Below are 18,029 nucleotides of genomic sequence, written 5' to 3'. Positions count from 1 at the left end.
TTAGTCCTCGACGCGCTTGACGCTTTCCATCACGACCGGCTCCTGCGGCACGTCCTGATGCATGCCGGCGCGGCCGGTGGGAAGGGCCTCGATCTTGCGCACCACGTCCATGCCCTCGGAGACCTTGCCGAACACGGCATAGCCCCAGCCCTGCGCGTTCGGGGCCGTGTGGTTCAGGAAGTCGTTGTCGTTCACGTTGATGAAGAACTGCGCGGTGGCGGAATGCGGGTCCTGGGTACGCGCCATGGAGATCGCACCGACCTCGTTCTTCAGGCCGTTGTCCGCTTCGTTGCGGATCGGCTCGCCCGCGGACTTCTGGTTCATATCCTTGTCGAAACCGCCGCCCTGGACCATGAAGCCCGGGATCACGCGGTGAAAGATCGTGCCGTCGAAGAAGCCGTCATCCACGTAGGAGAGGAAGTTGGCGACCGTCTCCGGGGCGGCTTCGGCGTTGAGTTCCAGCACGATGCGGCCGTGGTTGGTTTCGATTGCGACCTGCGGATGGGTGTCGGCCATGAGGGCTCCTGATGTGAAGAGGGTGATCAGCAGGGTGGCCAGCACGACGCCGAGCCGGGTGCGGATGCGTTGCATTGGACTGACCTCCGGAAGATAAGACCGGCAATGGTACCCGCCACTGGCAAGGCCTGCCAGCATGCCGGAAGTGTGTGTGGGCGTGAGGGCGAGGCGCTGGTGAGCCGGTGGACGCTCCGCTACCATGCGCGCGATGACGAACTCGATAATCCGCACCCGATTCGCCCCCAGTCCCACCGGCCTGTTGCACCTGGGCAATGTACGCACGGCGCTGTTCAGCGCCCTGCGGGCCCGTTCGCGCGGAGGGCATTTCCTGCTGCGCATCGAGGACACCGACGCCGAGCGCTCGCGCCCGGAGTTCGTTGACGCGCTGCAGCGCGATCTGCGCTGGCTCGGGCTGGACTGGGACGAAGGCTTTGGTGCCGGGGGCGATGCAGGCCCCTACGCGCAGTCCGAGCGCGGCGAACTCTATGCGGGCTATTACAGCCAGCTGATCGACAAGGGGCTTGCCTATCCCTGCTTCTGTTCGCCCGCAGAGCTGGAGCGCGGGCGCAAGCGCATGCGTGCCCAGGGCAAGCCGCCGCGCTATCCCGGGACCTGCGCCCATCTGAGTGCGGAGGAGGGCGGCCGGCGCGAGGCCGAGGGGCAAAAGCCCACGCTGCGTTTTCGTGTGCCACTGGGCCGGACCATCCGCTTCGAGGACGGGGTGCGTGGGCCGGTCAGCTTCCGTACCGACGAGATCGGTGATTTCGTGATTCGCCGCTCCGATGGCACGCCGGCCTTCTTCTTCTCCAACGCGATCGATGATGCCCTGATGGGCGTGACCGACGTGGTCCGCGGCGAGGACCATATCGCCAACACGCCGCGGCAGATGCTGCTGCTGGAGGCGCTGGGCCTCGCGGCACCCGCGTATCACCACCTGCCGCTGGTGATGGGGCAGGACGGGGCGCCGCTGTCCAAGCGCAATGGTTCCGCGAGCGTCGAGGAGTTGCGGACGAAGGGCTATCTGCCGGTCGCGATCCTGAACCACCTGGCGCGTCTTGGGCATCGCTACGAGAGCGATGCCCTGCTGTCGCCCACGGAGCTGGCGGCCGGATTCAGCCCCGAGCGTATTGGTCACAGCGCGGCGCGGCATGATCCGCAGCAGCTGGATCACTGGCAGTCAGAGGCCCTGCGCAGCCTTTCGGATGCCGAGATGCAGGCCTACCTGGAGGCGGCGGGGGTGCTGGAGGCGGTGGCTGCCGAGCAGCGCCCGGCGTTGGCGCGGCTGCTGCGCGACAACATCACCCGCGCCGAGGAGGCGCCCCTGTGGGTCGCGGCGTTCGCCGCCGATCCGGCGCCGTACAGCGCGGCCGCGCGCGAGGAACTGACGGCCGCCGGCGCGGAGTTCTTTAGCGCGGGGCTGGAGGCGCTGGATGCGGCCGAGGATTTTCCCGCCCTGGCCAAGGCGGTGGGGCAGGCCACCGAACGCAAGGGGCGCAAGCTGTTCATGCCGTTGCGGGCGGCGTTGTCCGGGCAGACCTTTGGGCCGGAGCTGCCGCGAATCTGGGAGTATCTGGGGCGCGAGCGCGTGCGTTTGCGGCTGGAAGCCGCGCGTCGTCACGCAGCGGGCTGAACCTGCGAGAAGCAAGCGCCCGCCCGCAGGCGGGCGCTGGACGCCATCGTTCAGGCCGCTTCGTGGGTCCCGAAGGCGCGGGCGCGCAGGGTGTTGTCCAGCAGCATCGCCACGGTCATCGGGCCGACCCCGCCCGGCACGGGCGTGATCCAGGCGGCCTTCTCGGCGGCGGCGTCGAACTCCACGTCGCCGGTCAGGGTGCCGTCGTCGCGGCGGTTGATGCCGATGTCGATCACGGTGGCGCCGGGCTTGATCCAGTCACCCTTGACCAGGCCGGGCTTGCCGACCGCGGCGACCACGATGTCGGAGTGCCGTGCAATGGCGGCGGTATCCGGGGTGAAGCGATGGCAGATGGTCGGGGTCGCACCGGCCAGCAGCAGTTCCAGGGCCATGGGTCGGCCGACGATATTGGAGGCGCCGATCACGCACGCCGTGCGGCCCTTGAACGGTTCCTCGATATGCCGCAGCAGCTGGATGACGCCCCAGGGGGTGCAGGGGCGCAGGCGCGGCACGCGCGCCACCAGGCGGCCGACGTTGTACGGGTGGAAGCCGTCCACGTCCTTGGCCGGGGAGATGCGCTCGATCACCGTCTCGGGGTCAATGTGATCCGGCAGCGGCAGCTGGACCAGGATGCCGTCGATGGTGCGGTCGGCATTGAGCTGGTCGATCAGCGCCAGCAGATCGGTCTGCGGCGTGCCCGCGGGCAGGTCATAGGAGTGCGAGACCACACCCACCTGTTCGCAGGCCTTGCGCTTGTTGCGCACATAGACCTCGGAGGCCGGGTTGGTCCCGACCAGCACCACGGCGAGGCCCGGCGGACGCAGGTCGCGGGCGGTCATGGATTCGATCTCGGTCGCGATTCTTGCGCGGTGGGTCTGGCCAATCGCGCGTCCATCGATGATCTGGGCCGTCATGGGGTCTCGCCTCCGGGGGAACGCCCGCGATCTTCCCATGGCGGGCGCGGGGGCTCAAGCGATTTGCCGGGCGGAATCTGCATGGGGGCGAGGCGGATGCCTCGGCCAGCGGAGGTGCCTGGCTACAGGGCCGCCGAGAGGCCGCTTGCGGGCGCGCTGGCCTCGCAGCGGTTGCGCCCGTCCTGTTTGGCGCGATAGAGCGCGTCGTCGGCACGGGCAATCAGGGTCTCGGCGGTGTCCCTGGATTTCGGGTTCGCGTCGAGGCTGGCGATGCCGACGCTGACCGTGACCGTCAGGGTGTCCGGTGCGCAGGGCGGGGCGGCCTGGTGCCCGGTCAGGGTGATCGGGTGGCCGGATATGGCTTCGCGCAGCTTCTCGCCCAGCGCCATGGCTGCCTTGAGGTCGGTATGCGGGGCGACGACGACGAACTCCTCCCCGCCGAAGCGCGCGGCAAGGTCGGAGCGCCGCAGGACTTGCTGCATGCGTTCGGCCAGGGTCGTCAGGATGTAGTCCCCGATCAGGTGGCCCAGGCGGTCATTGATCGGCTTGAACTGGTCGATATCCAGCATCACGACGGACAATGGCTGGCCGTAGCGCCGGGCGCGGGATACCTCCTCGTCCAGCCGGCGATCCATGTGCCGGCGGTTGAACAGGCCGGTCAGCGGGTCGGTGATGGATTCGTGTTCCAGCCGCGTAATGTGGCGGATCTTCTCCACCGAGCTGTGGGTCAGACCGACCACGGTGCAGACGAAACAGCCCCCGAGGAGGAAGATGGCCGGCACCAGGAGGTCGGGCAGGCCCTCGTAGAGCCCCCAGTTTAGCGGGATGTAGCCGAAATAGCCGAGGATAAAGACCGGGACCAGAAAGAACATCATCTTCCAGCCGGTACGGACCCGGCTCTCGGGGAGTTCGCGCAGCAGCCGGGCGAGTGTCCATTGGGCATACAGGAGGCCGCTTGCCCCCAATACAATGGCTGTGTTGGCTACCCAGTCGAGCATCCGTCCCCTCCGCGCTCGCGACCCTGCGAACGTCCCAAGCCGACGTTAGCACGGGGCCGCGCCCGAGGGGAGGGCATTGCAGGCGGAATCTGTTGATGAATGTTGACCGCGAACCCCTCGCGGGGCTACCATCCTGCGCTCGCTGTGTAGGCCCTTTAGCGGGGACGGCTCGACGGGGTATAGCGCAGTCTGGTAGCGCGCCTGCTTTGGGAGCAGGATGTCGGGGGTTCGAATCCCTCTACCCCGACCATGGCTCCCGGCCACGGTTTTCCGGCAGGCTCGGATCAGGCGCCATGGCCTCAATGCTCGGCGGTAACGCGCTCGTAGCTCAACCGGATAGAGCATCGGCCTTCTAAGCCGACGGTTGCAGGTTCTTAGTTCTGGTGGAGTGAGTTGCGCATTAAGAGGCAGTCTCTGCGGCGCAGTCGATCGTTGCTAAGCGCACGTAGCTCAACCGGATAGAGCAGCGGCCTTCTAAGCCGCAGGTTGGAGGTTCGAGCCCTCCCGTGCGCGCACCTAACTAATTGTTTCTGCGGCAGTTTCATCCGCAGATGCCGTCCCCCTTCCCTTCGCTGTCTATCTGCTCCGCATTCTAGGGCCGACTAATACGCAACTGCCCCTTTGTTGCAAGTTGCGTATTAGCACCTATACTTCTGGATATGGCTTCTTCGAGTTGCATATTAGGAGGGATGGGTGCTGAACGTTTCACTTCTACCGGCGACAGACCAGGGAGCGCCATCATGGCGCCTGATTAGTGATACAGGCGAAGAAGTCGCCCCTTTCACCACCTTCACCAACGCATTGCTAAGCCAGCATCTCTCGTTCCGAACGCGGAAAACATACTCCGAGCGTGCTGCACACTTCATTGATTACCTCTTCGAGGCCGCTAAAGTCCTCGGGTCTGCGCCATCGAGAGCCCAGTTGTACGATCTCGTCACCGGCTACCCTGCAGTGCTCAAATACGGGACCCAGGCGTCTGAAGGATTGCCGAGGAAGGTTGCTGAGAGACTGGGCTACGAACCGCTGTCTGCGTCATTCCGAAACCAATCCTATGCGGCGCTTGAGATGTTCTTGCGGCTGTCTGAGCACAAACGTCAACTTCACGCCGCACTGGGCCGTGAAGTTGATAAAACCGCATTATTTTCGCCCCCTCAAAGGCTGACTCTCCCAAAAAACCAACGGACGGCATTGATCGCAAACTCAATGCTCGCCGGGTGTATCGCGGGCGGGCCCAAGATGATCGAGAAGCATCTCTTCTCGGGACACTACCGAGCCGCTGACCCTGAAGACTGGCCAAACAAGGCCTTCCCTTACGACCGCGTTGTCGATCTGATCACCACGCCAAAAAGCTACCGCGATCGAGCGTTATACGCACTCCTCGCGGCATCAGGCGTGCGCATTAGTGAAGCGTTACAGGTTTGCCTAACCGACATCGATGCAAGCGCCGGAACGGTTCGGATTATGGATCCGAAGAACCGTCCGGCGGGCTTCTATAAGGGGCTCACACAGCAAGAAATAGAGAAGCTTCACTACAAAGGGAGAAAGACGTCTAGGACTTTCCTCATTGCGCCCTTCGACGAACTATTCTGGCGGTACGTCCAGCTTTATATGGACTCAGAATACGTCGACTCCTGCTCCCCTTTTCTGTTTCAAAAAGCCCGTCGTTCGAATCAACCGCTCCCGCTCGCTCTCGCTAGATATAGCTCCACATGGGAGCAGTTCAAGAAATATGCAGGCAAAATCGGGTGCGCTAGTTATAGCCCACATTCGCTTCGCCACATGTACGGGACATATCTCGTCAACTATGCGCCGAACAATGAAGGTGGATACGGGTTGAAGCTCCCGATTGTTTCGCTCTTCATGGGCCACAAAACACTACGAAACACCGAACGATACGCGCTTGTTGATCGCGGCGTCGCACATGACGCAATTACGTTTGCGAATGCCTCGATCTATGATGGAGTGGATGGAAAGTCGAGTCATCAATTGAAAATCGAAATCGCTGAAAAAAACCTCGCTAGGCTACGGTCGATGGAAAACGCCCTACAGCCTGATCGCCTTCTCGAAGGTGAAGCATGAACCTGTCGGATCACCTCGCCTTTCACCGCCATGGATCTATCGATAAAGAAGTGTCGCGCGCTCTCCGTCATGCTTGTGAGGAAATCGAACAGCGCGCTGGGATCAGGGTATCCGGTTATGAAGATGTTACAGCGCGTAGTCCGAAGGCCGCTGGTGCACTTCGAAAATTCTTGGTCGTCCACCCAGGCGCAGCGAAGACCTTTGGAAAAGAATGGCTCGATACGGTTTGGGCAATTCTAAGCCAGAGGGCTGGGTCAGGCGAAAAGCCTATTTCTAGGGCTCACTTGGCCGCGCTCTTCCAATGCAAGGAGATAGACGAAAGGATTGGCGATTGGCGTAAGCAGTATGCCAGGCCACTTGAGCAAGGCCTGAAGATTATGCTTATGCTCCTTCATCTGCGTGGGCTTCTCACCTTGCCGGGACGCTTCAGGCCGCCGTACTCCTTGTCCAGAAAACAGGGGCTAAACTATTTCCTCTACGAACAAATGCCCCCCCTGTTGCAGGCCGCTCTTTCGCCTAGGCAGAACCATACAATGGCAGGCCAATCCATTCCGGTATCCCCAGGCGTGGTTAAGAACCTCGTCAGCTACGGATTTTCAACCTTGCTTGCCATAAGGGCACATGAACTCGACGATCATTCGCTCAATGTAATTCGTGAGCTGAGGGTGTTGCGAAAGAAAGAAGGGCTTTCAAAATACTCGCGTGTTGAAGAGTGCACCACCTATTTATTTTATGCTTACGCGAATGCCCAGATTCCCGCCCTGATTGAAATTGTTAGGCGCCTATTTGGCCGGCAAGGCGAAGACTTTGCTCAAAAAGCGGAAGCGTCGCGAGAACAAGACTTCAAGAAAGACCGAGTTGGTAGTCAGCCATCCATATCCATAGATTTGACAGGCGCTGAATTAAGCGAAGAAAAGATTATTGATATTGTTTTCAACTCCAAAAAGGTTGCATTCTCACCGGATAAATTGATTGAAACCGTACAGCAGGGCAATCTCGTTGACATTGATCGGGTCACAACTTGGGTCGAGCTGGAGCGTTCGTTTGCAAGGCAGCGGAGGTATGAAAGCGCGAGGTCTTTAAATCCGCTTCACTTATTCAACGCCTACCTCTTTTGTTACCTTCCTCTTTACTCAAATCTTGTTGGATCAGATAAAGAATTGGCGAAGATTCCGGAAAATCCTGCAGACTTTGAAGCGACTATCCATTGGTCTCGCCTTGGATCGGAGCGCCCAGCGGGTGCAGCACTAACGTTTTGCGAGTTCCTTGAGACTTACTACGGTGTAAGCGAAAAGGGCAGGAACAACATTTATCGTATTCACAATCTTATTAGCCACTTCTTCTCCTTTGTTGAAAAGAATTCTGAAGCGTTAGAAGGCTGTAACGGATTTTTGAATCCCGCTCAAAAGGGCGATGTCCCGCCTGTTACAAAGCGAAGCGGGACGAATAAAACACCTATTCCGAAACGCTTTTTCGGTTTGTTTGTGGCGTTTATTTATGCGCATCTAGAGTTTGTCAAGCGCATCAACCATATGGCGCTTAGAAACGAAATTGTGGTTCCCGGCCTTGCGGTTGGCTCTAGGTCATATTGGAATGATCATAATTCATATATTGGGCTGAAGTTTGACGAGATTACGGCCGCAGCGGGTACTGTCTCAGTGGATTGGCAAGGTAAGACATATCCCGTGTCAAAGGTGCCTTCGGTCTTTCAAGTTCAGTTCACGCACTTTGTTGACTATGAAGGATCACAAAAATGGGCGCGGTTGATTTTTCCTAATCGGCTTGTGATGATTTTGGTGGCACTCGAGACTGGATTGCGTCACATGCACCTTCGTTGGCTTGGCTGTGACTTTGATCGCTTCGCCGAGGAAGGCGAAGACATCACGAGTTTGTGGGTGCCTACGGATAAAGTCAAAAGCGGAGGGTGGAAACCACAGGTTTCGTCTAGAACGTTAGATCTCCTCTCTTACATGCGTGATTTTAGGGGGCGAATCGTTGCCAAAGGTTTCGAGAGTGAAGTTTTCTACCAAAATAATCCGGCCAGCAAGTTTGGGAAGTTGCTTCCGTTGTTTTCTTGGAACCTTAAGACGGGTGAGCCAGAGAGGGTAACCACAGATGACCGAATATTCCGGAAACTTCTATTGGCATTCCAGGTCTTTCTCTCCGAGCACGAGTTTGGGAACGTGCGCTTGGTTGATCTGCTGCCGTCGAACGGACGTGTTGGCGAGCTTCGCGGGAGGAGGGCCTCAGAAATCCGGACGGTTATGGGACGGGACGGCGAGTATACGCCTCTGGCGATGGTGTCTGACATAACGCCTCACTCCACGCGCGCGAGTGTCGTTAGAAACTATCTCAACTACCTTCCGCCGGAGGTCATTGGGAAGTTCATTACGGGACAGACGTCGCAAACCGTCTATTACTATGCGACGTTGCACGATGATGATTATGAAGCTTTTAAGGATGCACACCGCGCCGCGCATCAAAGTAACATGGCGCCTATCGTTGAAATGCGTCCGGAGCAGACGGCTATTGCTGACACGAAATCAAGCGCGCTGGTTCGTGCCTTTGGGGAAGACAAAAAAAAAGCGCTCACCGCGATGGGTTGTGTGGCGCTGGGCGAGGAAGGGCTTGATAAGGGGCTGGACGCGGTAATTGAGCAACCCTTGCTCGCGTTCAATAAGACACATATTTGTGCCTACAATAATATTTGCCCCCCTAGCATAGTGGGAGAGGGCATTGAGATGCGTTGCGCTATATGTCCTTATGCGATCAGAGCGCTTGATCATCTTCCTGCAATAACAGCGTGCATGCGGGGAATTATTGAGCGCCTCGGCAAGCTTACGCAGCAGCTCGGTAACAAAGAAGGGAAGTACGCTGAGGGAGACCTTGACGCCATTAACACTGAGCGTGATCGGCTTGCTGAAGATCTGGCGGGCTGGGCGATAAGTGAACACGAGTTGTGGCGTGAATATAAGCGCCGAAAAGACGGGATGGGAATGACAGCGTCTGAACGCTGGATCGGCATGGAACCTGAGATTATAAAAAGGAAATTCAGCCGGGAAGCCTTTCCAAGCGAGCAGGTGGAATATCTTTTGGCTCGGCTGGCGGAAGACGTTTCGTTTCCGCTCTTTACGTCGCAAGAGGTACAAACCCAATTCGATTACCTCAAGATGCGCATATTGGTGCTAGAGGGGCGGGCCTTGGAACTGCTTGCAAGCCGTATGCCTTTAGACGTTGATCCTGCGGCTGAGCTGCGATCGATGGTTAAGTCGTTTATGGATGCAAGAGGGCTCTCGCACCCGGAAGTCGTTGGGGTTCTGAGTGCGCCAATTGAAGAGATTCTTGGGTCTCTTGAAAGTGGCCAAAATTTGCTTAGGATGCTGGAGGAGGACGATGCCGAATGCGCCGAATAAAAACCCATTCAAGGGATATCAAGTAGGAAAGGTTTCGAAACGGAAAGACCAGATTGAACAAATTCTTAAAGCGTTGGGACGCTCGAAGTTCGATAGTGTTACAGCGCTAGCAGAAACGGTCGCCTATCATCTGACTGAGCTGGAAAGAGCTGAGTATGAGAAAGTGTTGGCTCACCATGCTTTGGCCGACGCAGACGGTGGGAGGGTCGTGAGGAAACCGCGCGCACCGAGGCCGGTTAGCAAAGTGACATTGATGCGAAACGGCGAGTACCTTTCGTTGCTCTTGCAGTTTCTTTCAAAAAAAGGCATCGTCCAACAGACGTCGAAGGGCCCGAGGTCTAAGGCGGTGGAAGACCTTTCTCATGAGTTGGAGCTGAGAAATTTGAAGGCTGAAGTGGCGCGGCTTCGGCGCTACATCGAAAAGGTGGAAGATAATAAAAACGGTGGTCAGTTAGCCAATGACGAAGGCGATGTATGGAAGGAGCAGAATTTAGAGTTAAAAGAGAAGGTCCGTCTTCTTGCGAACGCGATTAACCGTATCACGCGGTACCCCCAACTCGGGCAGTTCTTCGTTGTGGATCATGAGAATCGCATTCTCGAGGTAAGTAAGGGGATACGGCGGTCACAGCCACTGCTCAAGCAGGAAGAGGTCGAGGTGTATTTCGATGTGATGTGCGGGGCCGAGCGCTTGGATCGTTAAATGGTGCGTTTTGGGGGCGGGTGAAGTGTTGGTGGTTAAACGTCGGTTTCGGGCCAGCCTCCGGGGCGGAGTTCCAGACGGCGGTAAACTCCCGGGATCGCGACGGACGAGCCAGATCCAATGCAACACGGCGGTCGGTCTTGCGTCGATCGCCGGCCTGCTTCGGGGTCAGCGAGGGGCCAACACCTCGCACTCGTGGCGCGGGTGACGATGTGCCGGCACTGCCCATACCCGCGCGGGCCCGCCTCGTACACCCACAACAGTGGTTCATTACCGTAGCGGGCGCTGAGCCGCTCGAGCAGCCCGTTCACTTTCTTGGGCGTGTTGGCGATATCCCCGTAATGCCCCGGCGCACCCCGACCACCATGACTAGGCCTCGCAGTGTGCGAACAGGTCGGCTGGAGAGGCTGCCAACGCTCGCGCAAGCCGAAGGATATTGATCAGTGCGAGGTTCCTCTGCCCTCTCTCGATTCCGCCGACATAACTTCGGGCAAGTCCGCTCTCCAGCGCCAGACGCTCCTGCGACCAACCTTTCTGGCCCCGCAATTCCGCGATCCGCTGGCCGAACCGGCGTAGCTGCTCTTTGTCGTCGGCTGTCAGTCTGTCGGACATCCGAGCGACGCTAGCCAGCAACGCACCCGCCCGCCACGTCCTATGAGTGACAATCGGGGCGTATTCTGCGTAAAGTCTCACCGGGCTCTATAAACCGGCACCCCGATGGGACAGAACGACGCTCTTAACCACCTGACTGAGGATCAGCTCTCCGAACTGATGGCTCGGTACTACCGCGGTGATCACGTCCACGACCTGATTGAGCGGTTCGGTCTCAAGTGCAGTACCAACACACTCTGGCGACAGTTCCCTGCCAAGCGGCTTGATCAACCGTGCCACGTCTGTGGTGCTCCCCTTTGGGAGGAAAGACTGCCGCGAACCAAGCACTTGGCCGGCGTGCACCCTTCGGCATCCTGTACCCACTGCGGTCACATCGAGGGGGCACCGTGCCACTGCCCCGCCTGCGAGCGTCAAAGGGCGGACGAAGCGATCAAGGCGGCCCGGCGAGAGAAAGACGAAATCGCGGGATTTTGCTCTCGCCATTGGAGTTATGAGCGGCGCCAGATCGAGCCTGGCGACTTATCGCTAAAGGCAGCGGTGGCATTGATCGCGCTGGTGCGAAGCGGCGGGTGGGATGACAAAGAGAACGTGCGTCCCTGGGGTGCGTCTGGGGCTCCCTGGACGCCGGCCGCGATCCACTACCAGCGCCATCTCCTGAATACCTTGCTCGGCGAACAGCTCGTCGCCCCATTTCCCGACTCCGAAGCGTTTCCCGAGAGCACCCGCAAAGAGCGCACGTGGCGGCCCGAGCACGCGAGCTGGGTAGTTCTGCATCCCGCCCCCACTCAGTTCATACGCCAGATCATCGAAACAGCGGAGTCACAAGTTTGGCCGGAAGAATGGCGTCAGCACTGGATGGATGTGGGTCAATCCCTCGGTCACGCCGAGGGCTGGGAGTTCTGTAGCATGAGCATGGAGAGGCGGAACCTCCCCATGCCAGGGGAAACGGCTTTGAAGGAGCTTATTACCGATCTGCTTCGACACTTCTCCGTTTCACGCTGCTACCGACTCCTGTGGATGGGTGCTGCCCGCGCGACCGACGCGATGGCGCAGCGCAATCTGAACCGCAAACACGCTGCCAACTACATGATCGGGGCATGCCAACGGGCAGCGGATCGTGCTCGCGCAGAAGGCTGGGACTTGAAGGGCTTCGGTCGTAACCACGACCTGCCTCGGTCCGAGATGAGCCACGTACTCCATGACGTGTTCCTGAAACACGGCGAGGACGGCTTCTATCAGTGTGCAACCGAATGGTGAGCAGCCGATCCCCAGATACCCCTGCGGCTGAGGGCCGCGCAAGTGGGACAGCAGCGCCCCAAGGCACAAAGCACATGTACCGAAACCGGGGTAGTACCCGCCGCACGAACCGGACTGCCGAGGACGGCCCGGGGCTTATCGAAGCGCTCGCTTGACGCGAGGGCCTCGTCAGGCCTCTGGGAATCGCTAGACTGGACGCATGAAACCGTCAGCCGCACTTGAAAAACACAGGGAGGACATACGACGCATTGTCGAGCGGAATCACGGGGTGAATCCCCGTGTTTTCGGGTCTGCCCTTGACGGAACAGATACGGAGCATAGCGACCTGGACATCCTCGTAGACACCACTGAGGAAACGTCGCTCTTAGACATCGGCGCCATGCAAGTGGAGCTGATGGAGCTGCTTGGGTTGAAGGTCGACGTGCTGACGCCCGGGGCGCTGCCGGACCGGTGGAAATCAGACGTACTCAAGACGGCTCAAACGATCTGAGAGCCAAGCGTGCGGGTTTTCCGTTTAGCCAAGAAGAGAGGCAGCGCCCCGTCAATTCGCGCATCGCGTCCTGCCAGTGATGGGATTGCTACACTCGGGGCATGTGCATGTGTTTCGTCGAATCTCCCTGCGTCGCCCCCCGGGTACGGCAGAACCGTCTGGGTTCCTTTTACAGGAGTACCGCATTGGCGTACTTGTCAGAATCCTCGTACTGGCACCCCTGCGTGTCCGCCACGAAGCGGGTCAAGCCATGATTTGGCTCCTGTTCGCGCTTGTGGTCGTGGGTGTAGCTGGCGTGATCGCCCTGGCTTTGTATCTGGAGCGCAAGGACCGCGCCTTGGCACGCCAGAGGCGCCGAACCTCCTCGGGCGATAAATCCTGAAGAAAGTCAGCCTGTTCCTGTAGATAGAAAATAGCCCTCGCGAAGAGGGCTATGCCGCAAACCAGGCCGGTCCTTCATCGAACGTGTCCTGGCTTGGCTGCGCCGGACAGACCTTGGACGCAGTCTCGAATGCCCGATACCAGCGGTAGAGCGGGAACAGCGGAACTATAGCGAATCCAGCCTTTCGGTGGTAACTGAATCCACCGGGTGCGGAGGTTCACGGGGCCTGTCTTCCAACTATGGATGTTGGATCGTACTGTGTGCCAGAGGATCACACCTTGCTTCTTGCCACCCTGGCGGGCCCAAGACAAAAAGCAAGGTTGGACCGTGGATCCGCAGGGCTGCCCCCTAGGTGCGGTGTCCGACCCAAAGGGGCACGTGCCGTACGCGGTTGTCTTTCCGGTGTTCGCCGCCGGCCTTCGTTTACTGCAACAATGTTCCCATCACTGGGACTTGGTCCCGGGCATGGGAAAAAGAACAGGGGAGCAGGGCTTGAACACGGAGAATCATTCGGAGACGGCGGCGTGGATCTGGTCGGTGGCGGATCTGCTGCGGGGGGACTTCAAGCAGTCGCAGTACGGGCGGGTGATCCTGCCGTTCACGCTGCTGCGGCGGCTGGAGTGCGTGCTGGAGCCGACCAAGGACGACGTGCTGGCCGCCGCGAAGGAGCACGAGAACAAGTCGGAGACTGTTCGCGAGCAGCTTCTGCTGCGTAAGGCTGAGCAGCCGTTCTTCAACACCTCGCCGCTATCGCTGGGAAGTCTGTCAGACACGCAGACGGCCGAGGACCTGATGAGCTACATCGAGTCCTTCAGCGCCCATGCGCGCGAGATCTTCGATCACTTCCACTTCGAGGACTTCGTCGAGCAACTCGCGTCCAACAACCTGCTGTACCAGGTGGTGCAGCGCTTCGCCGCCATCGACCTGCGCCCGGCGCGCATCTCCAACTTCGGCATGGGCCTGATCTTCGAGGAGCTGATCCGCAAGTTCGCGGAGAGCTCCAACGAGACGGCGGGGGAGCACTTCACCCCGCGCGACATCGTGCACCTGACCACCTCGCTCGTGCTTACCGGGCAGGGGCACAAGCTCAAGCCGCACAGTATCGTCACCGTGTACGACCCCACCTGCGGTACCGGCGGCTTCCTGTCCGAGAGCGACGAATACGTCCAGCAGATCAGCCAGGACGTGACCGTGTCCCTGCACGGGCAGGAGCTGAACCCCGAGTCCTACGCCATCTGCAAGGCGGACATGCTGGTCAAGGGCCAGAACGTCGAGAACATCAAGCTCGGCAACACGCTCTCCGACGACCAGCTCGACGAGCTAGAGGCCGACTTCATGCTCGCCAATCCGCCGTTCGGCGTGGAGTGGAAGAAGGTCCAGAAGCAGGTCACCGACGAACACAACCACCAGGGCTTCAACGGCCGCTTCGGCCCCGGCCTGCCGCGCGTGTCCGACGGCTCGCTGTTGTTCCTGCTGCACCTGGTCAGCAAGATGCGTGACCCGCGCGAGGGTGGCTCGCGTATCGGCATCATCCTCAATGGCTCGCCCCTGTTCACCGGCGGGGCCGGCAGCGGCGAGTCCGAGATTCGCCGCTACCTGCTGCAGCACGACATGGTCGAGGCCATCATCGGCCTGCCGACGGACATGTTCTACAACACCGGCATCGCCACCTACATCTGGGTGCTGAACAACAACAAGCCGGCCGAGCGCCGCGGCCGGGTGCAGCTCATCGACGCCACCGACCGCTACGCCAAGATGCGCAAGTCGCTGGGCTCCAAGCGCCAGTACATTGACGACGCCAACATCGACGCGATCGTGCGCACCTACGGCAGCCTGGAGGAGAGCGACCAGAGCAAGTTCTTCCCCAACGAGGCCTTCGGCTACCGCCGCATCACGGTCGAGCGTCCGCTACGCCTGAACTTCCAGGCTAGCCCCGAGCGCATCGAACGCATGCTGGCCGAAAAGCCGATCCAGAAGCTGGATGAGACCACCCGCCTCGGCGTGCAGGCCGCCTGCGAGCGGCTGGACGCCGAGCGCGTCTATACCAACCGCGAGGCCTTCCTGAAAGACCTGAAGGCCGAGCTGAAGGACCTCGGCATCAAGCTGGGCACCCCGGCCCTCAAGTCCATCTGGAATGCACTGAGCGAGCGCGACCCCGAAGCGGACATCTGCACCGACAACAAGGGCAACCTGGAGTCCGACAGCGACCTACGCGACACCGAGAACGTCCCGCTGGGCGAGGACGTGTTCGAGTACTTCGAGCGCGAGGTGAAACCGCACGTCCCGGACGCTTGGATCGACGATAACAAGCGCGACGAGCAGGACGGCGAGATCGGCATTGTCGGCTTCGAGATCCCCTTCAACCGCCACTTCTACGTGTTCCAGCCCCCGCGCCCGCTGGAGGAGATCGACGCTGACCTCAAGGCCGTCACCACCCGCATCAAGCAGATGATCGAGGAGCTGTCGGCGTGAGCTTTCCGAAGTATCCCGAGTACAAGGACTCCGGTGTCGAGTGGCTCGGCGAGGTGCCGGCGCATTGGGCTGTCGTGCCAGTCCGCGCATTTGTTGAGGAACGTGATGAAAGGAATGACCAAGGTATTGGTGACTATCTTTCATTGATGGCTGGTCGTGGCGTGCTCCCCTATGCTGAGAAAGGAGACGTCGGAAACAAAAAGCCAGAAGATCTATCCAAATGCAAGATTGTTGAAGAGGACGACCTTGTAATTAACAGCATGAACTATGGGATTGGGTCTTATGGCATATCACGATATCGAGGGGTTTGTAGCCCGGTCTATATAGTTCTTACTGCGGTTCCCGGCGCTGCATTGCCTCGGTACGCGCTAAGGGTGTTCGAGGAGAAAACCTTTCAAAGGCTCGCGCAGTCCTTCGGGCAAGGAATTCTTGCTCATCGAGCTGCGATTGGTTGGCACGATATAAAGAACCTCAGGATCGCTTTGCCGCCTTGGGATGAACAAGAAAGATTAAGCCAGTTCCTCGACCACGAGACCGGGAAGATTGATGCGCTGATCGAGGAGCAGCGGCGGCTGATCGAGCTGCTGAAGGAGAAGCGGCAGGCGGTGATCTCCCACGCCGTCACCAAGGGCCTCGACCCCAACGTGCCCATGAAGGACTCCGGCGTCGAGTGGCTGGGCGAGGTTCCGGCGCATTGGGGCGTTGTATCGTTATCCAGGGTCTTGTCGGGTATCGATCAAGGATGGAGTCCGGCTGCCGAAGCATTTCCCGCTCTCGCGGGGGATTGGGGGGTGATAAAGCTAAGCGCAATTCGAACAGGGCAGTTTGTTGAAGGAAATAATAAGAAACTGCCGGATGATGTGGTTCCGGATTCGGGTATAGAAATCCACGCAGGCGACTTACTCGTTACACGTGCCAATACCCCAGAGTTGGTTGGCGATGCGTGTGTCGTGCGGAATGAGCCAGAAGCGCGGCTTATTTTTTCGGATCTCGTGTATAGGCTCAAAATCTCAGGAAACGTGACCTCGAGATTCCTGTGCTACGTGCTTCTGAGTGACGTAGGTCGAGCGCAGCTTCAAGCTGATGCTCGCGGGTCGAGTATGTCGATGGCAAAGATTTCACATGGCCACATCAAGAGCTGCCTGATCCCGCTTCCACCCGTAGAGGAGCAAAATTCGATTTCATCGAGGATCGATCAAGAACTTGCTGCAATTTCGACTTTGACATCGGCCGGCGAGCAATCGATTGGCTTGCTAACCGAACGGCGGTCTGCCCTTATCTCCGCCGCAGTCACCGGCAAGATCGACGTGCGCGGCTGGGCGACCGGTACCGGGCAGGAGGAACACGAGTTGCCGATGGTCGCCGAGGAGTCGGTCGGGTATTCGGCGCAAGGCGGTGCGGCATGAGCCAGGGCCGCAGCATCCGCCTGTTCCTGGTCGATGGCTCGCCGCACGGGTTGCTGACGGCGGAGATCATGAACTGGACCGGGCATGTGCTCACCGGGCCGCGCGGCAAGCTGAGCGAGCTGGTGCAGCGGCCGGAGTGCGGTCGCACTGGGGTGTACTTTCTGGTGGGACCGGATGCGGAGAACAGCGTGCGCCCGCAGGTGTACATCGGCGAGTCGGATGATGTCGGCAAGCGGCTCAAGCAGCACAACCGCACCGAGGATCAGGGCGGCAAGGACTTCTGGGAGAAGGTCTGCCTGATCACCAGCAAGGACCAGAACCTGACCAAGGCCCACGTGAAGGTCCTGGAGAGTCTGCTGATCCAGCAGGCCCAGCGCGTGGGCCGCTGCACCCTGATCAACGGCACCCGCCACGACTACATCGGCCTGCCCGAGGCCGACCAGGCCGACATGGCCTTCTTCCTGGAGCAGATCCGCACCGTCCTGCCCGTGCTCGGATTCGAGTTCCTGCGCGACTCCAGCCGGCCCCCATCTAGGGGAGTCGCAACCAGCCTCAAGCCTGCCCCCACTTCAGACGATGCCTCGCCCCGCTTCCGCATGGTGCTGTCCAAGAGCGGCATCACGGCCTACGGACAGGAGATGGACGGCGAGTTTTTCGTCCTGGAAGGATCACAGGCTCGCGAGGCGTGGGTGGGGCCGACGCCCCACGGCTATCAGCGCTTGTTCGAGCAACTGGTGGAGGAAGGCGTACTCGTACCGGATGGCAATGGTCCCATGCGGTTTTCACGCGACTACGCATTTTCCAGCCCCAGTGCGGCCGCTGCTATGGTGGTCGGAAGAACCGCAAATGGCCGCAAGGAATGGCAACGCGAGGACACCAGCCAGTCCTACGGCGAATGGCAGGAACAATTGGTCGCCGAAGCGGCGGAAGTAACCCCCGAAGAACCCTAAGAACGAGAAACGGAATGGCGGACAGCAAGGAAGCACAGTTCCAGCAATGACATCATTGACGAGATGACGTTAATGGCCCGGCCGGTGGCTATTATACCGCCAACGCCCGTTGCACTGAGGTTATTCTTGGCTTCATGGTTCGGGGCACTAACCACTCTCAAAACCCGCTCTGGGAGCGCCTGGAGCACCCGCTTATGACGAGGCAGTATG

General features: G+C 59.7%; 13 protein-coding genes and 2 tRNA genes. 11 read left to right on the top strand and 4 right to left on the bottom strand.

The window, feature by feature from the left end:
* Window positions 1-516, bottom strand: a complete 516-nt coding sequence (locus TVD_RS10805) for a peptidylprolyl isomerase (RefSeq protein WP_026182001.1) — start codon at window positions 514-516, stop codon at window positions 1-3.
* Between the two features lie 199 nt (window positions 517-715).
* On the opposite strand from TVD_RS10805, the gene gltX reads away from it, so the two are divergent.
* Window positions 716-2,146, top strand: a complete 1,431-nt coding sequence (gene gltX / locus TVD_RS10800; protein ID WP_047251594.1) for a glutamate--tRNA ligase — start codon at window positions 716-718, stop codon at window positions 2,144-2,146.
* A gap of 50 nt (window positions 2,147-2,196) precedes the next feature.
* Here gltX and folD read toward each other — a convergent pair whose 3' ends face one another.
* Together folD and TVD_RS10790 are read right to left on the bottom strand one after the other, a co-directional pair.
* On the bottom strand, window positions 2,197-3,060 hold the full coding sequence (gene folD / locus TVD_RS10795) for a bifunctional methylenetetrahydrofolate dehydrogenase/methenyltetrahydrofolate cyclohydrolase FolD (protein ID WP_018144036.1): 864 nt from the start codon (window positions 3,058-3,060) through the stop codon (window positions 2,197-2,199).
* Between the two features lie 122 nt (window positions 3,061-3,182).
* Window positions 3,183-4,058: a GGDEF domain-containing protein gene (locus tag TVD_RS10790; protein WP_018938842.1), complete on the bottom strand. Its 876-nt coding sequence runs from the start codon at window positions 4,056-4,058 to the stop codon at window positions 3,183-3,185.
* A gap of 173 nt (window positions 4,059-4,231) precedes the next feature.
* Here TVD_RS10790 and TVD_RS10785 point away from each other — a divergent pair.
* The 5 genes from TVD_RS10785 to TVD_RS14630 all read left to right on the top strand — a co-directional run bounded on the left by TVD_RS10785 (window position 4,232) and on the right by TVD_RS14630 (window position 10,250).
* Window positions 4,232-4,308, top strand: a tRNA-Pro gene (locus tag TVD_RS10785).
* Between the two features lie 189 nt (window positions 4,309-4,497).
* Window positions 4,498-4,571, top strand: a tRNA-Arg gene (locus TVD_RS10775).
* Window positions 4,572-4,751: 180 nt separating this feature from the next.
* A complete protein-coding gene (locus tag TVD_RS14400) occupies window positions 4,752-6,137 on the top strand; it encodes a tyrosine-type recombinase/integrase (protein ID WP_082119122.1) in 1,386 nt (461 codons plus the stop codon).
* Entirely contained in the window at window positions 6,134-9,550 is a 3,417-nt protein-coding gene (locus tag TVD_RS14635) for a hypothetical protein (RefSeq protein WP_156167550.1), read from the top strand. The genes TVD_RS14400 and TVD_RS14635 overlap by 4 nt, the downstream gene beginning before the upstream one ends.
* Complete coding sequence (locus tag TVD_RS14630) at window positions 9,531-10,250, top strand: hypothetical protein (RefSeq protein WP_156167548.1); 720 nt, start codon at window positions 9,531-9,533, stop codon at window positions 10,248-10,250. Before TVD_RS14635 ends, TVD_RS14630 begins: the two co-directional genes overlap by 20 nt.
* A 369-nt stretch (window positions 10,251-10,619) precedes the next feature.
* Here the strand turns inward: TVD_RS14630 and TVD_RS10755 are convergent, their stop codons facing one another.
* A complete protein-coding gene (locus tag TVD_RS10755; protein WP_018145164.1) occupies window positions 10,620-10,862 on the bottom strand; it encodes a helix-turn-helix domain-containing protein in 243 nt (80 codons plus the stop codon).
* Between the two features lie 105 nt (window positions 10,863-10,967).
* Between TVD_RS10755 and TVD_RS10750 the strand changes: the two genes are divergently transcribed.
* The 5 genes from TVD_RS10750 to TVD_RS10730 all read left to right on the top strand — a co-directional run bounded on the left by TVD_RS10750 (window position 10,968) and on the right by TVD_RS10730 (window position 17,819).
* Entirely contained in the window at window positions 10,968-12,119 is a 1,152-nt protein-coding gene (locus TVD_RS10750) for a hypothetical protein (protein ID WP_047251591.1), read from the top strand.
* 268 nt (window positions 12,120-12,387) lie between these two features.
* Window positions 12,388-12,609: a nucleotidyltransferase family protein gene (locus tag TVD_RS10745; RefSeq protein WP_018145166.1), complete on the top strand. Its 222-nt coding sequence runs from the start codon at window positions 12,388-12,390 to the stop codon at window positions 12,607-12,609.
* An 874-nt stretch (window positions 12,610-13,483) separates the two neighbouring features.
* Entirely contained in the window at window positions 13,484-15,463 is a 1,980-nt protein-coding gene (locus TVD_RS10740) for a type I restriction-modification system subunit M (RefSeq protein WP_047251590.1), read from the top strand.
* Window positions 15,460-16,869, top strand: coding sequence for a restriction endonuclease subunit S (locus tag TVD_RS10735; RefSeq protein WP_047251589.1), 1,410 nt, complete (start codon window positions 15,460-15,462; stop codon window positions 16,867-16,869). Before TVD_RS10740 ends, TVD_RS10735 begins: the two co-directional genes overlap by 4 nt.
* Window positions 16,866-17,819 (top strand): GIY-YIG nuclease family protein, encoded by a 954-nt coding sequence (locus tag TVD_RS10730; RefSeq protein WP_047251588.1) that lies wholly within the window; start codon window positions 16,866-16,868, stop codon window positions 17,817-17,819. Before TVD_RS10735 ends, TVD_RS10730 begins: the two co-directional genes overlap by 4 nt.
* The last annotated feature ends 210 nt before the right edge of the window (window positions 17,820-18,029 follow it).

It is taken from the genome of Thioalkalivibrio versutus, assembly GCF_001020955.1.
GTDB lineage: Bacteria > Pseudomonadota > Gammaproteobacteria > Ectothiorhodospirales > Ectothiorhodospiraceae > Thioalkalivibrio > Thioalkalivibrio versutus.
This window is presented reverse-complemented; position numbering and strand designations above follow the sequence as displayed.

Excerpts from the sequence above, each read along its gene's own strand:
- TVD_RS10805 (WP_026182001.1), bottom strand. The coding sequence starts at position 516 with ATGGCCGACACCCATCCGCAGGTCGCAATCGAAACCAACCACGGCCGC.
- gltX (WP_047251594.1), top strand. The coding sequence starts at position 716 with ATGCGCGCGATGACGAACTCGATAATCCGCACCCGATTCGCCCCCAGT.
- folD (WP_018144036.1), bottom strand. The coding sequence starts at position 3,060 with ATGACGGCCCAGATCATCGATGGACGCGCGATTGGCCAGACCCACCGC.
- TVD_RS10790 (WP_018938842.1), bottom strand. The coding sequence starts at position 4,058 with ATGCTCGACTGGGTAGCCAACACAGCCATTGTATTGGGGGCAAGCGGC.
- TVD_RS14635 (WP_156167550.1), top strand. The coding sequence starts at position 6,134 with ATGAACCTGTCGGATCACCTCGCCTTTCACCGCCATGGATCTATCGAT.
- TVD_RS14630 (WP_156167548.1), top strand. The coding sequence starts at position 9,531 with ATGCCGAATGCGCCGAATAAAAACCCATTCAAGGGATATCAAGTAGGA.
- TVD_RS10755 (WP_018145164.1), bottom strand. The coding sequence starts at position 10,862 with ATGTCCGACAGACTGACAGCCGACGACAAAGAGCAGCTACGCCGGTTC.
- TVD_RS10750 (WP_047251591.1), top strand. The coding sequence starts at position 10,968 with ATGGGACAGAACGACGCTCTTAACCACCTGACTGAGGATCAGCTCTCC.
- TVD_RS10730 (WP_047251588.1), top strand. The coding sequence starts at position 16,866 with ATGAGCCAGGGCCGCAGCATCCGCCTGTTCCTGGTCGATGGCTCGCCG.